Annotated in this window: 13 protein-coding genes; 11 read left to right on the top strand and 2 right to left on the bottom strand. The window is 57.2% G+C overall.

Annotated elements, in window-relative coordinates; all coding sequences use genetic code 11:
* Nucleotides 1-5 precede the first annotated feature (5 nt).
* Nucleotides 6-737: a hypothetical protein gene (locus tag RE6C_RS10005; RefSeq protein ID WP_008656227.1), complete on the top strand. Its 732-nt coding sequence runs from the start codon at nucleotides 6-8 to the stop codon at nucleotides 735-737.
* A gap of 114 nt (nucleotides 738-851) precedes the next feature.
* Here RE6C_RS10005 and RE6C_RS10000 read toward each other — a convergent pair whose 3' ends face one another.
* Nucleotides 852-2,843: a hypothetical protein gene (locus RE6C_RS10000; RefSeq protein ID WP_039961735.1), complete on the bottom strand. Its 1,992-nt coding sequence runs from the start codon at nucleotides 2,841-2,843 to the stop codon at nucleotides 852-854.
* 372 nt (nucleotides 2,844-3,215) lie between these two features.
* On the opposite strand from RE6C_RS10000, the gene groL (RE6C_RS09995) reads away from it, so the two are divergent.
* The 8 genes from groL (RE6C_RS09995) (at nucleotide 3,216) to RE6C_RS09960 (ending at nucleotide 12,361) form a co-directional block, all read left to right on the top strand.
* Nucleotides 3,216-5,198: a chaperonin GroEL gene (gene groL, locus RE6C_RS09995; protein WP_008656223.1), complete on the top strand. Its 1,983-nt coding sequence runs from the start codon at nucleotides 3,216-3,218 to the stop codon at nucleotides 5,196-5,198.
* A 78-nt stretch (nucleotides 5,199-5,276) separates the two neighbouring features.
* Nucleotides 5,277-5,582: a co-chaperone GroES gene (gene groES / locus RE6C_RS09990; RefSeq protein ID WP_007330007.1), complete on the top strand. Its 306-nt coding sequence runs from the start codon at nucleotides 5,277-5,279 to the stop codon at nucleotides 5,580-5,582.
* A gap of 45 nt (nucleotides 5,583-5,627) precedes the next feature.
* The gene (gene groL, locus RE6C_RS09985) at nucleotides 5,628-7,250 is read left to right on the top strand and encodes a chaperonin GroEL (protein WP_008656221.1); all 1,623 of its coding nucleotides are present in this window, start codon (nucleotides 5,628-5,630) and stop codon (nucleotides 7,248-7,250) included.
* A gap of 169 nt (nucleotides 7,251-7,419) precedes the next feature.
* A complete protein-coding gene (gene dnaJ / locus RE6C_RS09980) occupies nucleotides 7,420-8,595 on the top strand; it encodes a molecular chaperone DnaJ (protein ID WP_008656219.1) in 1,176 nt (391 codons plus the stop codon).
* Nucleotides 8,592-9,194: a nucleotide exchange factor GrpE gene (locus RE6C_RS09975; RefSeq protein WP_008656218.1), complete on the top strand. Its 603-nt coding sequence runs from the start codon at nucleotides 8,592-8,594 to the stop codon at nucleotides 9,192-9,194. Before dnaJ ends, RE6C_RS09975 begins: the two co-directional genes overlap by 4 nt.
* Nucleotides 9,195-9,268: 74 nt before the next feature.
* Nucleotides 9,269-9,547, top strand: a complete 279-nt coding sequence (locus RE6C_RS09970; RefSeq protein ID WP_008656216.1) for an FmdB family zinc ribbon protein — start codon at nucleotides 9,269-9,271, stop codon at nucleotides 9,545-9,547.
* Between the two features lie 132 nt (nucleotides 9,548-9,679).
* Nucleotides 9,680-10,486, top strand: coding sequence for an MBL fold metallo-hydrolase (locus RE6C_RS09965; RefSeq protein ID WP_008656215.1), 807 nt, complete (start codon nucleotides 9,680-9,682; stop codon nucleotides 10,484-10,486).
* Nucleotides 10,487-10,723: 237 nt separating this feature from the next.
* Entirely contained in the window at nucleotides 10,724-12,361 is a 1,638-nt protein-coding gene (locus RE6C_RS09960) for an L-serine ammonia-lyase, iron-sulfur-dependent, subunit alpha (protein ID WP_039961734.1), read from the top strand.
* Nucleotides 12,362-12,420: 59 nt separating this feature from the next.
* Here the strand turns inward: RE6C_RS09960 and RE6C_RS09955 are convergent, their stop codons facing one another.
* Nucleotides 12,421-14,151 (bottom strand): DUF1559 domain-containing protein, encoded by a 1,731-nt coding sequence (locus RE6C_RS09955; RefSeq protein WP_008656213.1) that lies wholly within the window; start codon nucleotides 14,149-14,151, stop codon nucleotides 12,421-12,423.
* 396 nt (nucleotides 14,152-14,547) lie between these two features.
* Here RE6C_RS09955 and RE6C_RS09950 point away from each other — a divergent pair, with 396 nt between their 5' ends.
* Together RE6C_RS09950 and RE6C_RS09945 are read left to right on the top strand one after the other, a co-directional pair.
* Nucleotides 14,548-15,585: an AAA family ATPase gene (locus RE6C_RS09950; protein WP_008656212.1), complete on the top strand. Its 1,038-nt coding sequence runs from the start codon at nucleotides 14,548-14,550 to the stop codon at nucleotides 15,583-15,585.
* 192 nt (nucleotides 15,586-15,777) lie between these two features.
* Complete coding sequence (locus RE6C_RS09945) at nucleotides 15,778-16,143, top strand: endonuclease domain-containing protein (RefSeq protein WP_008656206.1); 366 nt, start codon at nucleotides 15,778-15,780, stop codon at nucleotides 16,141-16,143.
* The last annotated feature ends 17 nt before the right edge of the window (nucleotides 16,144-16,160 follow it).

The raw sequence follows: 16,160 nt of genomic DNA, 5'->3' as shown, positions 1-16,160 counted from the left end.
CACCCATGGCAAAATCGGAACAACAGAAGCAAAAGAAGCTGGCCAAACTGAAGGCCAAAGAGCAACGCAAGAAGAAACAACTGGCTCGCCAGCAGCAAATGATGACGTCGATGGCAGGCAAAATGCGAGCCGCCGCCACCGGGACGATCAAGGACTGCATGCTCAGCCCCGAACTGCTGATTCCCAACCCAACCCGCCCCGCGATCGGGCACGTGATGCTTTCGCGAACAGCCCCCGGAGGCCAAATCGCCGCGGCGTTCTTCCTGGTGGACCTGGGCTGCATGGGCGTGAAAGACGTGGCTGGGAACTACCGCACGCAGACCGAATACAGCGACGTGATCACGGACATGCAGTCGCGTCAGATGCTGCAACCTTGCGAGCCCGAGTTCGCTCGCGGGGTGGTGGAAGCTGCGATCGCCTATGCCGAGTCATGCGGCCTGCAACCGCACCCCGATTACAGCAAGTACGCGCCGTTGTGGCACCACATCGAACCCGCCTCGGTGGGAGACACAATCTCCTTTGGCATGAACGGGAAACCCACCTACATCGCGGGCCCATACGATGACATGGGCCGACAAACGCAAATCTACAACCGCATGTGCGAGACCCTCGGCGAAGGCAACTTCGAATTCGCGATGGCCACGGCGGGCGCCCAGAACTTCGATGACTTCGAACTGGATGAAGAGATCGAACTCGATGAAGAAAGCTCGATCGTGCGGCTCGATTCGGCAGAGTGAGTCTCTGATCTCGTCGACGTAATCAAACCGAGCCTGGCATCCGCTGCTTGATCGATTCGCAAGCGATTCACCTGGTTTGCATCATCATGCAAACCAGTCGATCGCATCGAACCATCAGCGATTCAACACGTGCCAACCCGACTCTTGATGCTGGGTCGTCTTTGGTTTGACGGGCTGAGGAGCTCGAGGTGCCGCATGGACCGGAGCCGTGGCAGGTCGACGAGTTTCAACGCGTGATGGACGCTGTTGAGTCGGTTGGCGGACGGGCTGACGAACAGGTTGATAGTCGCCAACAGGTTCTGACAACGCAGCCGTTTCAGGCATCGAAGGCCGACGCTCGGTCAACGAAGCTTCGCGAACTTTGTACCCCCACTGAACCGGGCCTTCGTCTTCCAACGAAGAATCCATTCGCGATTGAGCTTGCTCGTAGGCTCCACCACCAGTGCGTGGCGGCGGTGGCAAAGCGGGCAACAAATCAGGTGCTCGCAATTGCCCCGTTTCCGAAGTCGACGGTGGCGACAACGATGGGATGGAACGAACCGGCGCGGTACTCGGACGAGCAACTGGAGCGGCGGGTTGCATCCCTCGGTCATCGAATGCGTGACGGTAACCTTCCGGTGCCGGGATCGGACGCACGCGAGGTGCGGCGGATGGATCTGCGGGAGCGTTTCCGGACGTCAATCGACGCAGATCTTCGCGATCTCGAAGAACCTCTTGTCGGCTTCGACTGAGGTAGTCATCCAGAGAATTCTGCTCGCTCTTTTCGGTCTCGTCCTGCACTTCTGGCTCAGGCTGATAACGATAACTTTCGTAGGCATCGTTGGGATAGTTGTCTTCGGTCTGGCTTGGTTCTTCCGCCTGACGGTTGTTCTGAGCGGGTGGCTCAATGCTGTAACGATACTGCGTCGCCGGAGGTTGATCCGATGGCGAAGGTTGTGACTCCGATGGGGCCTCGCTGGCATAAGGCGAACCCGTTAGCGGAGAAAGCGTTTGTTGCTGGGCATCGAATGGTTGCAAGTTCGATGGAGTCGAAGCTGGCGGTGCCATCGGTTGCAGGTCGCTCGTTTGTGCGACTCCGCCGTAACCGCCTGGATCGATTGAGCTGGGGATCGAAGAAGCGGAGGGATTGCCGCTCCAGCTTGGTTGTGCCGCATACGAATCGATCGGTGCCGATTGCGTGTATGGCGAAGCAGCATATGGCGACGCACCATAGGGACTGGTGACTGGAGCGACCGATGTTGCAACTCCGCACGAGTCGACCGTATTCATACACGGATCAATCGTCGTGGATGGCACCATCGCGGGCTGCGATGCCAAACCTTGAAAGGTTGTGTAAGGCGTTCGCTGCAATTGCTGAACGGTCGACTCACAAGCACGTTGGACGGTGACGGTCGTTCCGGTGACTGGGTCCAGTGTCGTGGCGGGCCGGTAATAAGTGATCGGCGCGGTGTAATACGAACTGCGGTAACCGGTGCCGAGCAACGAATTGAAGAACCGAGACAAACCGCTTCGAATCGGAGTCCGGTAACCGGTTGTCGGTGGATAGCCGGTTGCTGGTCGGTAGGCCGTGACGGGTTGGACACCTGCGACATTCGTCGTGTAGCTGCTGTTTGGATAAACGTTGCCCGTTCCGAAGTATGGACTTCCGGTCGAAACGGCACCGCGATAACCGGCGACAACTGGCGAGCTCGTGGTCGGCATCCCCGTGTACACCGAAGGGTTGTCCAGCGGAACGGCTCCGTAGGCAGGTCGCTGCAAGGAGTAAGGCTGAGACGGCGCGTAAATGCTGGAAGGATTCAGCGGCAACACCGACGAGTTCGGTGCGGCGGTCATCAAGGGTGTGTAACCCGCGGTGTAGCCCGGATAGTTGGCGGCGTACCCAGGAGGCGGCGCAACCGCGGGAGCCCCCGTGGTGATTCCGGGCGTGGTCGTGATCGTTGTGACAGGCGCACCCACGACCGGCGTGTATCCGGCGACGTAAGCGGGTTGCTTGCCGTACAGCCAATCCGTCAAACAACACGCGTTGACAGAGGGCGCGGCAAACGAGCCCACGACCTGGCTCAGGACGACAAACGGGAGGACATATCGGCGATGACACCAACGCATCGGCACAACCAATCAGGTTTGAATCATTTTGGGCGGGACGGACTGAAGCCACCGCAGATTGCGGACCGGAAACAGCCACGAACACAACTCTTCGAACACCACGCAACGACGCGCAGTTGCCACAAGTGAAGGTTTTGAAAGCCAAAAGGTCAATGATTCTTGAGGGGCAGTTATTCGCTTGGTAAGCATTTCGGGCCGTCAGCTGCCGGTCGAAACGATTGCAACGATTGGAAAAGATCCTGACCGGACACGTGGAGATTTCGCGCCCTCAGAAAGCCCCCTGCCACGTTGGCAACCAAGGCTGGTCGATCGAGCCAAACGGCGATCGGCCGGCAAACGCACAAATCGCGTAACTCTTTTCGCAATTGTCACTTGCAACAAAAAACAAGCTCGCGGTACGGCGATTGCTACCTGCGAGCCCCAACGAACGCGTTCATGCCCGAATGGCCGAACTGGATCCATCGACTCAGTTCCTCATCGTGCGGCACACGTGCCGAACACGTTCGCTCGACCCGAACACATTCCCCCGTCTCTTTCCCTCTTGGCATCGAATCCGTGGCCGCCCAGGGCTCGCACCTTTGCGAACCGCCCATCCACTGCGAGCCTCTCGGATCCAAACCACCTCAGGAGAACTACATCGTGGCAAAGCAGATCGTTTTCGACGATGACGCACGCGGCCCATTGCTTGCCGGAGTCAGCAAGCTGGCCCGTGCCGTCCGCAGCACACTTGGCCCTCGCGGCCGCAACGCCGTTCTGGACAAAGGATGGGGTTCGCCCAAAGTCACTAAAGACGGCGTGACCGTCGCCGAAGACATCGAACTGGACGATCCATTCGAAAACCTCGGCGCTCAATTGGTCAAAGAAGCCGCCAGCAAGACCAATGACGTCGCCGGCGACGGAACAACCACCGCCACCGTGCTCAGCGAAGCCATCTTCCGCGAAGGCCTGAAAATGGTCGCGACCGGAGCCGACCCAATGGCATTGTCGCGTGGCATTCAAAAAGCCGTCGACACCGCGACCGCTCAAATCGCCAAAATGGCGACCCCGATCAACGAGAAGAGCAAGAGCGACATCAAGCAAGTTGCCACGATCGCTGGCAACAACGACCCACAAATCGGTGACGTCCTCGCAGACGCCTTCACCAAGGTCGGCAAGAACGGCGTGATCACCGTTGAAGAAGGCCGCAGCAACGAGACTTACGTCGACGTTGTCGAAGGCATGCAATTCGATCGCGGATTCCTGTCGCCTCACTTCGTCACCAACCAAGACGAAGTCACTGTCGAACTGGATGACTGTTACATCCTGTTGTTCGAAGAAAAGATCAGCAACAACAAGAAGATGATTCCGTTGCTGGAAGCCATCAGCAAAGCCAAGAAGCCATTGCTGATCATCGCCGAAGACACCGAAGGCGAAGCTCTCGCCACTTTGGTCGTCAACAAGATGCGTGGCATCCTGTCGGCGTGTGCCGTCAAAGCTCCCGGCTACGGCGATCGCCGCAAAGCCATCTTGGGCGACATCGCTGCCCTGACCGGCGGCAAGGCGATCTTCAAAGATCTCGGCATCGACCTGGAAAGCGTCAAGGTTTCCGACCTCGGCCGTGCAAAACAAATTCGCATCACCAGCGAAACGACCACCATCGTCGGTGGTGCTGGCAAGAAAGCTGACATCGAAGGCCGTGTCGCTCAAATCCGTCGCGAAATCGAAGCGACCGACAGCGACTACGACCGCGAAAAGCTGCAAGAGCGTTTGGCCAAACTGGCCGGCGGTGTGGCTCAAATCAACGTCGGTGCTGCAACCGAAACCGAGATGAAGGAACGCAAAGCCCTCATCGACGACGCTCGTGCCGCGACCCAAGCTGCACTCGAAGAAGGCATCGTCCCCGGTGGCGGAACCGCACTGCTTCGCTGCCGTGCTGCTGTTGAAAAATTGGAGAAAGCAACCGAAGGCGATCAAAAGCTCGGCGTGCGAATCATCCGCAACGTCCTGGACCAGCCAATGCGTGCGATCGCCAACAACGCTGGCCTGGACGGAGCTGTGGTTGTCAACCGCGTGCTTCAAATGAAGGGCAAAACCGAAGGTTACGACGCCAACGCTGACAAGTACTGCGACCTCGTCGCAGCCGGCATCGTCGACCCTGCCAAAGTGGTTCGCACCTCGCTGACCAACGCAGCTTCGGTCGCCGCTTTGTTGTTGACCACCGAATCTTTGGTCACCGAAATCCCCGTCGAAGAAGAACCAGCCGGTGGCGATCATCACGATCACGGCATGGGTGGCGGAATGCCAGACATGGGCGGCATGGGAATGGGTGGCATGGGCGGAATGGGAGGCATGGGTGGCATGGGCGGCATGATGTAAGCCGCTGCCCGCGACCCTCTTTCAATCCATTTCCCACACCCAATTTCAAATCAACTTTCAACTCACAGGAATCAACTCATGGCCACTGCTAAAAAAATCAACCTGCGTCCTCTCGATGACCGCGTCGTGGTTCAACCCAGCGAAGCCGAAGAAACCACCGCTGGCGGCATCGTGCTCCCCGACTCGGCAAAAGAAAAGCCACAACGCGGCACCGTCGTCGCTGTTGGACCTGGCAAGTTGCTCGATAGCGGCAACCGCGGTGAACTCAGCGTTTCGGTCGGCGACGTCGTGATCTACGGCAAGTACGGCGGAAGCGAAATCGAAGTCGACGGACACGAAATGAAGATCCTTCGCGAAAGCGACATTTTGGCCAAGATCGGCTGATCCGGTTCGTTCTTTCACCCCAAAACATCTACGAGGAATTCAGTCGTGGCAAAACAATTGCTTTTTGACGATCACGCTCGGGCCCGCATGTTGGCCGGCGTGGAAAAACTGGCCAAGGCCGTCGCAACGACGATGGGTCCTACAGGCCGGAATGTGATCATCGATAAATCCTTCGGTGGTCCAACCGTGACCAAAGACGGTGTGACCGTCGCCAAGGAAATCGAACTCGAAGACCGCTTCGAGAACATGGGTGCCAAACTGGTCATCGAAGTCGCTCAAAAGACCAGCGACTTGGCCGGCGACGGAACCACCACCGCAACCGTGCTCGCTCGTGCGATCTTCAAAGAAGGTCTGCGAAACATCGTTGCCGGTAGCAACCCAACCGCGATTCGTCGCGGGATCGAAAAGGCTGTCGAAGCCGCTTGCGATCAACTGGTTGAAATGGGACGCCCCGTCAGCGGCAAACAAGAAGTCGCTCACGTCGGTGCGATCTCGGCCAACAACGACAACGTGATCGGCGAATTGCTCGCTGACGCATTGGAACGAGTCGGCAAAGACGGCGTCATCACCGTCGAAGAAGGCAAGAGCCGAACCACCGAAGTCGAATACGTCGACGGGATGCAGTTCGACAAGGGCTACGTTTCGCCTTACTTCATCACCGATTCCGGATCGATGGAAGCGAGCCTCGAAGACGCACTCGTGTTGCTGTACGAAAAGAAGGTCAGCAACATTCGCGACCTCGTGCCATTGCTTGAGAAGACCGCTCAAACCGGTCAACCATTGCTGATCATCGCCGAAGACGTCGACGCGGAAGCATTGACGTTGTTGGTGGTCAACAAGTTGCGTGGCACGCTCAACGTGTGTGCCGTCAAGGCTCCTGGCTTCGGCGATCGCCGCAAAGCCATGTTGGGCGACATCGCAACGTTGACCGGCGGAACGCTGATCAGCGAAGACCTCGGCATGCAGCTCGAGAACGTCACCTTGGAACACCTCGGTCGCGCGAAGAAAGTCACCGTCGACAAGTCGAACACGACCATCGTCGAAGGTGCCGGCAAACGCGAAGACATCGACAAGCGTGTCGCTCAAATCCGCGCTCAAATCGAGCAAACGGACAGCGATTACGACAAGGAAAAGTTCCAAGAGCGTTTGGCCAAACTGGCCGGCGGTGTGGCTGTCATCAGCGTCGGTGCCGAAACCGAAGCTGAAATGAAGCAAACCAAGGCTCGCTTGGAAGACGCTTTGCATGCAACTCGCGCTGCAGTCGAAGAAGGCATTCTGCCCGGTGGTGGCGTGGCTTTGGTTCACTGCCGCGAAGCGGTTGAAGCAGCCAAGAAGAAGGCCAAGGGCGACGAGAAAATCGGCGTCGACATTGTCTTGGGTGCCTTGGACGCTCCCATGCGTCAAATCGCCGACAACGGCGGCATCGACGGCAGTGTTGTGGTCGACGAAGTCCTGCAAAAGAACGACCCCAAAATCGGTTTCAACGCTCACACGGGCGAATACACCGACATGGTCAAAGCTGGCGTCATCGATCCCGTCAAAGTGGTTCGCACCGCATTGACCAATGCTGCCAGCATCGCAGGCTTGTTGCTCACGACCGAAGCCTTGGTCACGAACTTCGAGCAAGAAGACAAAGACAAACGTCCGGTCGAAGGCATGGTCAGCTAATCGCTGAACCAAACTTCGCACGACATATTTTTAATGGGCCGTTCGCCTTCGGTGAGCGGCCCGTTTTCATGACCCTCCAAGCGTCCGTCCGCCATGTCCCAATCGGACCGGTGAAACAAACGACGCCGAGGCGATCACTGACCACGAACACTTTTCTGTTTGATTTCTCATGGCCACCAAAACCTGCTACTACGAAGTGCTGAAGGTCGAACGAACGGCCACGAAGCAGCAGGTCGATCGCGCGTATCGCAAGCTTGCTATCAAGTACCATCCCGATAGCAATCGCGACGACGAATCCGCGACGGCGAAATTCAAAGAAGCAACCGAAGCCTACGAAGTCCTCAGCGATGCAAACAAACGAGCTCGCTATGACCAATACGGTCATGCCGGGGTCGAAGGCGCGACACAACAATACGGCGACGTCGAAGACATCTTCGAAGCATTCGGCGATTTGTTCGGCGGCGGCTTTGGTGACTTCTTTGGCGGAGGCTCCCGTCGTGGCGGCGGACGACGTCGCGTTCGACGCGGTGCCGATGTTCGCTGCGATGTCACGCTCACACTCGAAGAAGCCGCTCGCGGATGCCACAAGGACATCGTGTTCCGTCGCCGCGTTTCCTGCGACACCTGTGACGGCAGCGGTGCCGCCGCGGGCAGCGAACCGGTCACCTGCACCATGTGCGGCGGGCAAGGACAAGTCATCCAGTCAGCGGGCATCCTGCGCGTCCAAACGACTTGCCCGACCTGCAAAGGTGCTGGCAAACAAATCGGCGAACCATGCGGCAAATGCCGCGGCACTGGAACGCAAAACGAAAAAGCCGAGATGAACGTCGAGATCCCCGCCGGGGTCGACGACGGCATGCGAGTCCGTTTGCAGGGCGAAGGTGAACCCAGCCCCGACGGTGGACCAAACGGCGACTGCTACTGCTTCATCTCCGTCAAAGAACACAACCTGTTCAAACGTGAAGGCCAGCATCTGATTTTGCAGATGCCAATTTCGTATGCCCAAGCCGCACTCGGCGCAACGATCAATGTGCCGACTCTCGATGGACCACACGAACTGACCGTTCCTGCCGGCACCCAAACCGGACACGTCTTCACCGTTCGCGGGCAAGGCATCGTTGATCCTCGCAGCGGACGCACCGGCGATCTGCTGGTTCAGATTTTCATCGAAGTCCCCAAAAAGCTCAGCGACAAACAACAAAAACTGCTTCGCGAACTCGCCGAACTCGATCACGATTCGGTGCTTCCTGAACGCACCTCGTTTCTCGACAAACTTCGTCACTTTTTTGACCCCGAACCGGAAGAAGCCAGCACCGGCTCGACCGACACGGAGAAAGACTCATGAACGAACAACCCAACGAAGAACTTCAATCCGAAGACGAACAACTCGACCCGCAGGAAACGGTTTCCTTTAAAGGCGAAGCCGCAGCCAACGACGAAGCGTTCGCGGAAGCCGGCGAAGAAACTCGCGACGAAGAGATGACGCGTCTGCGTGGTGAAGTCGAAGAGGCGAGCAAACGCGTTTTGCAAGCACAAGCCGAAGCGGAGAACTTTCGCAAACGACTGCGCCGCGACACCGAAGCGCAATTGAAATTTGCTGGCATGCCGCTGGTCACCGACATCCTGCAAGTCCGTGACAACTTGCTGCGTGCAATCGATGCCGCAACCACCGCCGGTGAAGGCGAATCGACGGCCGGATTGGTCGAAGGTGTGTCGATGGTTCGCAAACAACTCGACGACGTGCTGGCCAAACACGCGATCAAAGAGATTCCCGCCGAAGGCGAACTGTTCGACCCGAACTTCCACGAAGCCATCTCGCAGATGCCTCATCCCGAGATCGCATCGGGCATGGTCGCTCATGTCGCAACACCCGGATTCCAAATGCACGACCGCGTTGTGCGTCCCGCTCAAGTCGTCGTCAGCACCGGCGATGGTTCGGAGTGATCGTCGGTTGCCTGAACCGATCCTGACACCGCCTTTGTTTTTCACCTTCTCCCTTTTTCTTTCAATCCTTTCCTATGCCGACTTACGATTATTTGTGTGAAGCTTGTGGTCACGAGTTGGAAGTGTTCCAAGGCATCAACGACGAAGTGCTGAAGAAGTGCCCGGAATGCAAAAAGAACAAACTGCAACGTCAGTTTGGAACCGGCGCTGCGATCGTCTTCAAAGGCAGCGGCTTCTACCAAACCGACTACCGCAGCGAGAGCTACAAAAAAGGGCAAAGCGCCGACAAACCCAAGTCGGAACCCAAGAGCGACAGCAAAGCCAAGAAGTCCACGCCAAAGTCCAAGGACTGAGCCGCTCTTTCCGACATCCAAGGCCGTGCATCAACCGACCACGATTGGTTGGGAACACGGCCGGTTGAATTTGGCCGCCGTGCCATCAAACAGCGCTCCTACGTCGCTTGAGAACCTGCTACGATTGCCGGCATGGATGTTCTGTGTTTGCAATCAGGAAGCAGCGGTAACTGTGTCTTCGTTGACACGGGCTCGGAGTGCGTGCTCTTTGATGCGGGGATCAGTTTCCGCAAAGTGCAAACTCGACTGAACGAAGCCGGGCGTGATGCATCGGAAATCGACGCCATCGTGATCTCGCACGATCACCGCGACCACATCGGATGCTTGGGCGTCCTGAATCGCAAACTCAATGTGCCGATTCACATCAGCCGCCGAACCCTTCAGTCGACCGAGCGTCGTATCCCACTCGGTCCTGTGCATGACATCCAGCATTTCGTCCCGGGCGAAACGTTCACGATCGGCGAAACCGCGATTGAGACGATGCCGACGCCACACGATGGTGTCGATGGAGCCGCCTTCACGCTGGACAACGGCTGCTCTCGATTTGGATTGTGGACGGATCTGGGATGCGTCTTCGATGACATGCTCGCCAGCGTCAACACGCTCGATGCCTTGTTCATCGAAAGCAACTACGACGAAAACATGTTGGCCCATTCGGGCTACCCCGAATTTCTTCGCGACCGAATTTCCGGCCCCCGCGGGCACATCTCCAATCGCGAAGCCGCCGAAGTGATCTCCCTCGCCAGCGACCATTTGCAGTGGGCCTGCTTGGCCCACCTGTCCGATGAGAACAACTGCCCCGACGTCGCCCTGCGAACCCACCGCGAATGCCTGGGCGATCGGCTGCAGCTGATCTGTGCCGACCGCCATCTCGCGACACAACCACTTCGGGTCTCTCCAGCGAAGAACCGAAAACTCACACAGCAAATGTTCTTCTGAAGCGGTGTGTGCATCCGCCGCTCAAATACTCGGGTGGGACGACGGCACGATGAACCTGCAAGCCAGCCCAAAGTCGATGCCTGCCCGCCGACCAGCGTGACTCCCCCGAATCGATGCATTAGGGCGAACAAGCTTCCATCCGCCTCCGTCGTTCCGCCGTTAATTTGACGCAGCAAGTCAATTGAGTCAGAGTCATCGCTTCTTCATTTTCACTTCTTGCTGCATTTGAGCGATCCCATGACCGTCAGCATCTTCAATGACGTCATCGGCCCAGTGATGCGTGGCCCCAGCAGTTCGCACTGTGCCGCGGCTCTGCGAATTGGACGCCTGGCCCGCGATCTGGTGGGCGGCGACCTGCAACATGTGCTGATTCAGTTCGACGAATCGGGATCCCTTCCCGCGACCCACACCAGTCAAGGTTCCGACATGGGCTTGTTCGGCGGGTTGCTCGGCTGGGAAGCCCACGACGAACGCTTGCCAAACTCGCGCCAGCATCTGATCGACAATGGCATCGCATTCGAATTTGAATACGGCAACTATGGCGACGCTCACCCGAACACCTATCGCCTGACCGTTTGCGGCGAACAAGAATCCCACACGCTGATTGCGATCTCCACCGGCGGCGGCATGATCGAAGTCACCTCGATCGACGACTTTGATGTCTCCATGGATGGTGGCTTTGACGAGACCCTTGTTCGCCTAGCAGACCCCGCCTCGAACGAATCCATCCAAACCCTGGATTGCGAATTGCTCGCGAAAGAACTGCTGGCAGATCATGTCCATGTCCGGACATCCGATCAAAACGTGATGCTACAGATTCAATCCAGCCAACGCCTTGAATTCGCGACGCTGCAACGATCGCTTCCTTGGGAAAGTCCTGAGCCGATTGTTCGCCTGGCACCCGTGCTGCCGATACGCTCGCGTCCCAACGCTGAGATTCCCTTCCAAGATTGCAACACACTGACATCGCAAGCCAACGTCGACTCCAAACCACTTTGGAAGTGGGCGGTTGAATATGAGATGCAGCGAGGCGGACTGACCGAGCGAGAAGTTTTGGACCGCATGATAGAGATCGTCCAGATCGCTCGCACCAGCATTGAGTCCGGTTTGAACGGAACCGAGTATGCCGACCGAGTGCTCGGGTACCAGTCCGGCGGCTTCCGTGACAAGCTGCAGTCGGGGCAATTGCTCGATGCAGGTGCCCTGAACCAAATCGTGCTCTACACCACCGCGATGATGGAAGTGAAAAGCTCGATGGGCGTGATCATCGCCGCCCCCACCGCGGGAGCCTGCGCGGCACTGCCTGCGACTTGTTTGGCGATGGGTGAATCGCTGTCGCTGTCCGACGAAGAAATCGCCAAAGCGTTTTTAGCTGCTGGCTTGATCGGCGTGTTCATCGCTACCGCTTGGAGCTTTGCTGCCGAAGTCGGCGGATGTCAGGCCGAAGGTGGATCGGCCGCGGCTATGTCCGCAGCAGCCTTGGTCACGATGGCGGGCGGAACGACCACGCAAGCGACCGGCGCCGCATCGATGGCCCTGCAAAACATGCTGGGCTTAATTTGCGACCCCGTTGCCAACCGTGTTGAAGTCCCTTGCTTGGGCAAAAACGTGATCGCGGCCAGCAACGCGATCTCATGTGCCAACATGTGCTTGGCTGGATTTGATCCCGTCATTCCGCTGGACGAAACCATCGACGCGGCACGTCGAGTTTCCGAACGGATGCCACGAGAACATCGCTGCACGGCGCTCGGCGGTTTGGCGACCACGCCGACATCGTTGCAAATCGAAAAACGATTGCAACAATGCGGCAGCGGGTGTGGATGCAGTGCGCCTCAGCCGGTGGCACTGAACACCAAGGCCACCGTCTCGACTTGAGCGGCGCGAACGGCCAACCCAAAGCGGCGCCGTTCAGACAAGCAAGCGAAGACAATTCGCTACGGGACGTCCACCGGTTCATTGCCGGCTCGCGTCAGCAACTTTCTGAAAAGCTGGGCGTCGATGTTCTCGGAGATGAACTTCACCGCGCCGTCTGCCATTCCGACATGGAACCCGCCCATCCGAGCATGCCCCAATCCGTTCAACGGGTCGTTCAGGTCGATGGCTAGGTCTTTTGGTTGAGTCCAAAAGACCGCTTCGTCTGCGTCTGCTTCCAACACAAGGACCGAATTGGAAAGGCCGTCCAAGAAGTCGCGAAACTTTGTCGTCTGCATTGGCCTGATGCCAATCTCTTCTCCAACCACGGCCTGATAAATCGTATGGCCAGGCTCCACGTTCAGCCCGATTGATTCGTAAACCTCGGGAACTTGCTGGGCGACTTGCAGATTGTGTTCGCTGTCCCATGGCTCATCCAAACGAAACTGTTCATAGAGCTCCATCTCGTCGAGAAATGGAAGCAACTTCACTCGCCAGCTCAACAAAGGGTTGCCCTCATCGTCAGCGATCGCTGAAAGCGGCAGTTGCTGGTATGCGGCATGGTGGTTGTGAATCCCCAGCATGATTTGCTTGATGTTGTTGGATGACTGCACCCGGCGAGCGGCTTGGCGGCCCGCTTGAACAGCCGGCAACAAAAGCCCCACCAAAACTCCGGTCGACGCGATACTCAATTCCGATTCCGCTTGAATGGTGACGTCGCGCTCAACCCTCAAAGTCTGAAAGGACTCCATCACCATGGCGGAAATCCGAGCCGCATAAGACTGCACCGCATCCCGCATCGCGGGCGACACACCCGATTGTTCGAGGTTTTGTTGGATCGAAGCCATTGCCAGAGTTTGAGCTTCGATCAACGAATCCTGCAGAATTCCTTCGATCTGTTCAGCGGCGGACTCATCGATGCCGACCAGAGTCAAATCCAACGCAATCGCATCTCCTTTCAGATCCAAATGCAAAAGGATCGCGTCGGTCAGGCCGGGAAGCTGCCCAAGAGGTTGAAGCTGGTGAGGCAATTGCGCCGCGGCATTCATTGCAAAGCCACTGACGATTGGGCGGATCGTTTTCATTTCCACCACCGCCGAGATCCCGTCGCGTTTCGGCAGAGACGCCAAACGAATTGGCAAAGGACCACGCTCTGACTCGTCAACCTTGGCTTGAGCGGCGGCAGTTTCGATCAACCAATCCGGCGACCCGACATACCAAATTTCGCCTTCCTCACCGTCGCCAAATTTAGCCGCCGATTCCAATCGACTGAGCACCATTGGAACGGGCCCATTCACTCGTACAGCCGTGTGATCGCCGATCTTGATCGGGCGTGGATCCAGGTCCAATGCTTCTTTCAAGACTTTCCCGTCGACCTTTCCAGTGAGTTGGACCACGGCAGCGAACAATGGCTGACCGGTTTCGAACGACAATCCAAACGTTGCTTGAATTTCTCGGATGTCGTTCGGATCGATCCCAATGGTTTCCTTTGCCTGCACACGGAGAATTTCCGTGGGATACAACCGAAACATATCATTGTCCCACCAATGCGATGGTGACAAAGCCAAGAAGCCAATCGAGTCATCATGGACGTAGCGACCGCCAATGACGTTTGGCGGTTCCGACGGCGTCAGCAAATCCTTTGCCCCGCCTAGCGGAATCAGCTGATCCTGTGCAAGGACGCTATGTCCGCCGCTCAGCGTCAGCCCCCCAACCAATGCGAAAGCGATAACGACAGAGTGATAACCGCCCAAACCAAACAGCCAAAGCGTTCTGTTACAGCCTGTCCAGTTTGATGAACAAGGCCTTTGAGTTTTGAACGAACGATGGGCGGATTGAGGAGTGTCCCACATCACAGCGAATCTCCGGGTGAAAATCATAGCGGTTCCGACAGCAGTTTCATAAAGGTTTCATTGGCTAGCCTATCGAATTGCGGCGTCCGCTGTGTGGCTCGGAACAGCCTAAAAGCTCAGTGTTTTTGGAGTTTCATCGGATTCTCATCTTTGGACGGCGTCGTGGATGAGTTGATTCGCGAGACATCGATTACTGACGCTGGACCTATAAAAGTCGGCCTCGATCTTTGCGGCGGCACCGCTTGGGCGGTTATAGTATCCCGCTGGCTTGTACAAAGTTCACGACAGGAAATTCAGATGTCGCAATCGGTGGTGTCCAACAACTCATCCGCTTCCTCGGTGACCGAACCATCGCTGAGCGATGACGACGTCCAAGCAGTCGACCGACTCGGACGATTGACGCAGCAACTCCGAGACGAGCTGGCTCGCGTCATCGTCGGCCAACGTGAAACCATCGATCTGTTATTGGTGTGCTTGTTTGCACGACGACACGCTTTGTTGATGGGAGTTCCAGGATTGGCAAAGACTCTGCTGGTCAGCAAGCTCGCCGAAACGATGTCGCTCAAGTTCAATCGCATCCAGTTCACACCGGACTTGATGCCCATGGACATCACCGGCACCGACATCCTGCAAGACAACGGCGACGGTCGTCGTGAGTTCCAGTTCGCTCATGGACCAGTGTTCGCAAACATCGTGTTGGCCGACGAAATCAACCGAGCCCCACCCAAGACGCAGGCCGCGATGCTGGAAGCGATGCAGGAACAACGCATCACCGTTGTCGGCAAAGGCTTTGACCTGCCACCACCGTTCATGGTGCTCGCAACGCAAAACCCAGTTGAACAAGAAGGCACGTACCCGTTGCCGGAAGCTCAACTGGATCGCTTCATGGCGTTGATCGAACTGGATTACCCGTCCGAAGAAGAAGAGATCGCGATCGCTCGCACAACGACGGGCGGAAAGTTGCCTGAACTTCAACACTTGATGACGGCAGAGAACATCATCGCCAATCAAGACCTCGTGCGCCGCATCCCGGTGCCAGATCACATCTACACCGAAGCCGCCCAATTGGTCCGCAAGACTCGACCGGCCGGCGGAACCGCTCCGTCATGGTTGCTGCCGTTGGTGTCCTGGGGTGCTGGCCCGCGAGCGGTTCAAGATTTGATCTTGGGTGCCAAGTCACGAGCCGCACTGGAAGGTTCCTACATGGTTCGCACCGAAGACATTCGATCCGTGGCACTGCCCGTGCTGACACACCGACTGATCACCACCTTCGCCGCCCAAGCCGAAGGCATGACCGCCCGAGACATCGTCGCAAGGTTGTTGGAAGAGGAGTGAGAGTCACTAGCTACTAGCTGTTAGCTGTTAGCTGTTAGCTGTTAGCTGTTAGCTGTTAGCTGTTAGCTGTTAGCTGTTAGCTGTTAGCTGTTAGCTGTTAGCAAAGGAGCGTCAGCGACGCGCCGTCCCCTCTCCCCCGGCTTCCGGGGGAGAGGGCAAGGGTGAGGGGGAATCCACCAAACAGAGCCAACCATGCCAATCCGCCAACCACCTCAACTAACACAAAACGCTCGCGAGCTCCGCACCAACCAAACCAAAGCCGAATCACTCGTCTGGACACTCCTCCGCAACCGTCGACTCAACGGACACAAATTTCGACGCCAGTTCCCCATCCCACCTTTCATCGCCGACTTTGCCTGTGTCGAGAAACGATTGATCGTTGAACTCGATGGCGACTACCACGAACATCAAGAGCAACAAGACATGAGCCGAACAGCTCAATTGAATCGCGAAGGATGGACCGTTTTGCGGTTTTGCAACGCGGATGTTTTGGAGAACACCGAGGCGGTTGGTGTGGCGATATTGCGGGCTATGGGAGAGGAATGGCGAGGTCACTAGTGATTGTGTTTTGAGAT

Source organism: Rhodopirellula europaea 6C, from assembly GCF_000338295.1.
Taxonomy (GTDB): domain Bacteria; phylum Planctomycetota; class Planctomycetia; order Pirellulales; family Pirellulaceae; genus Rhodopirellula; species Rhodopirellula europaea.
This window is presented reverse-complemented; position numbering and strand designations above follow the sequence as displayed.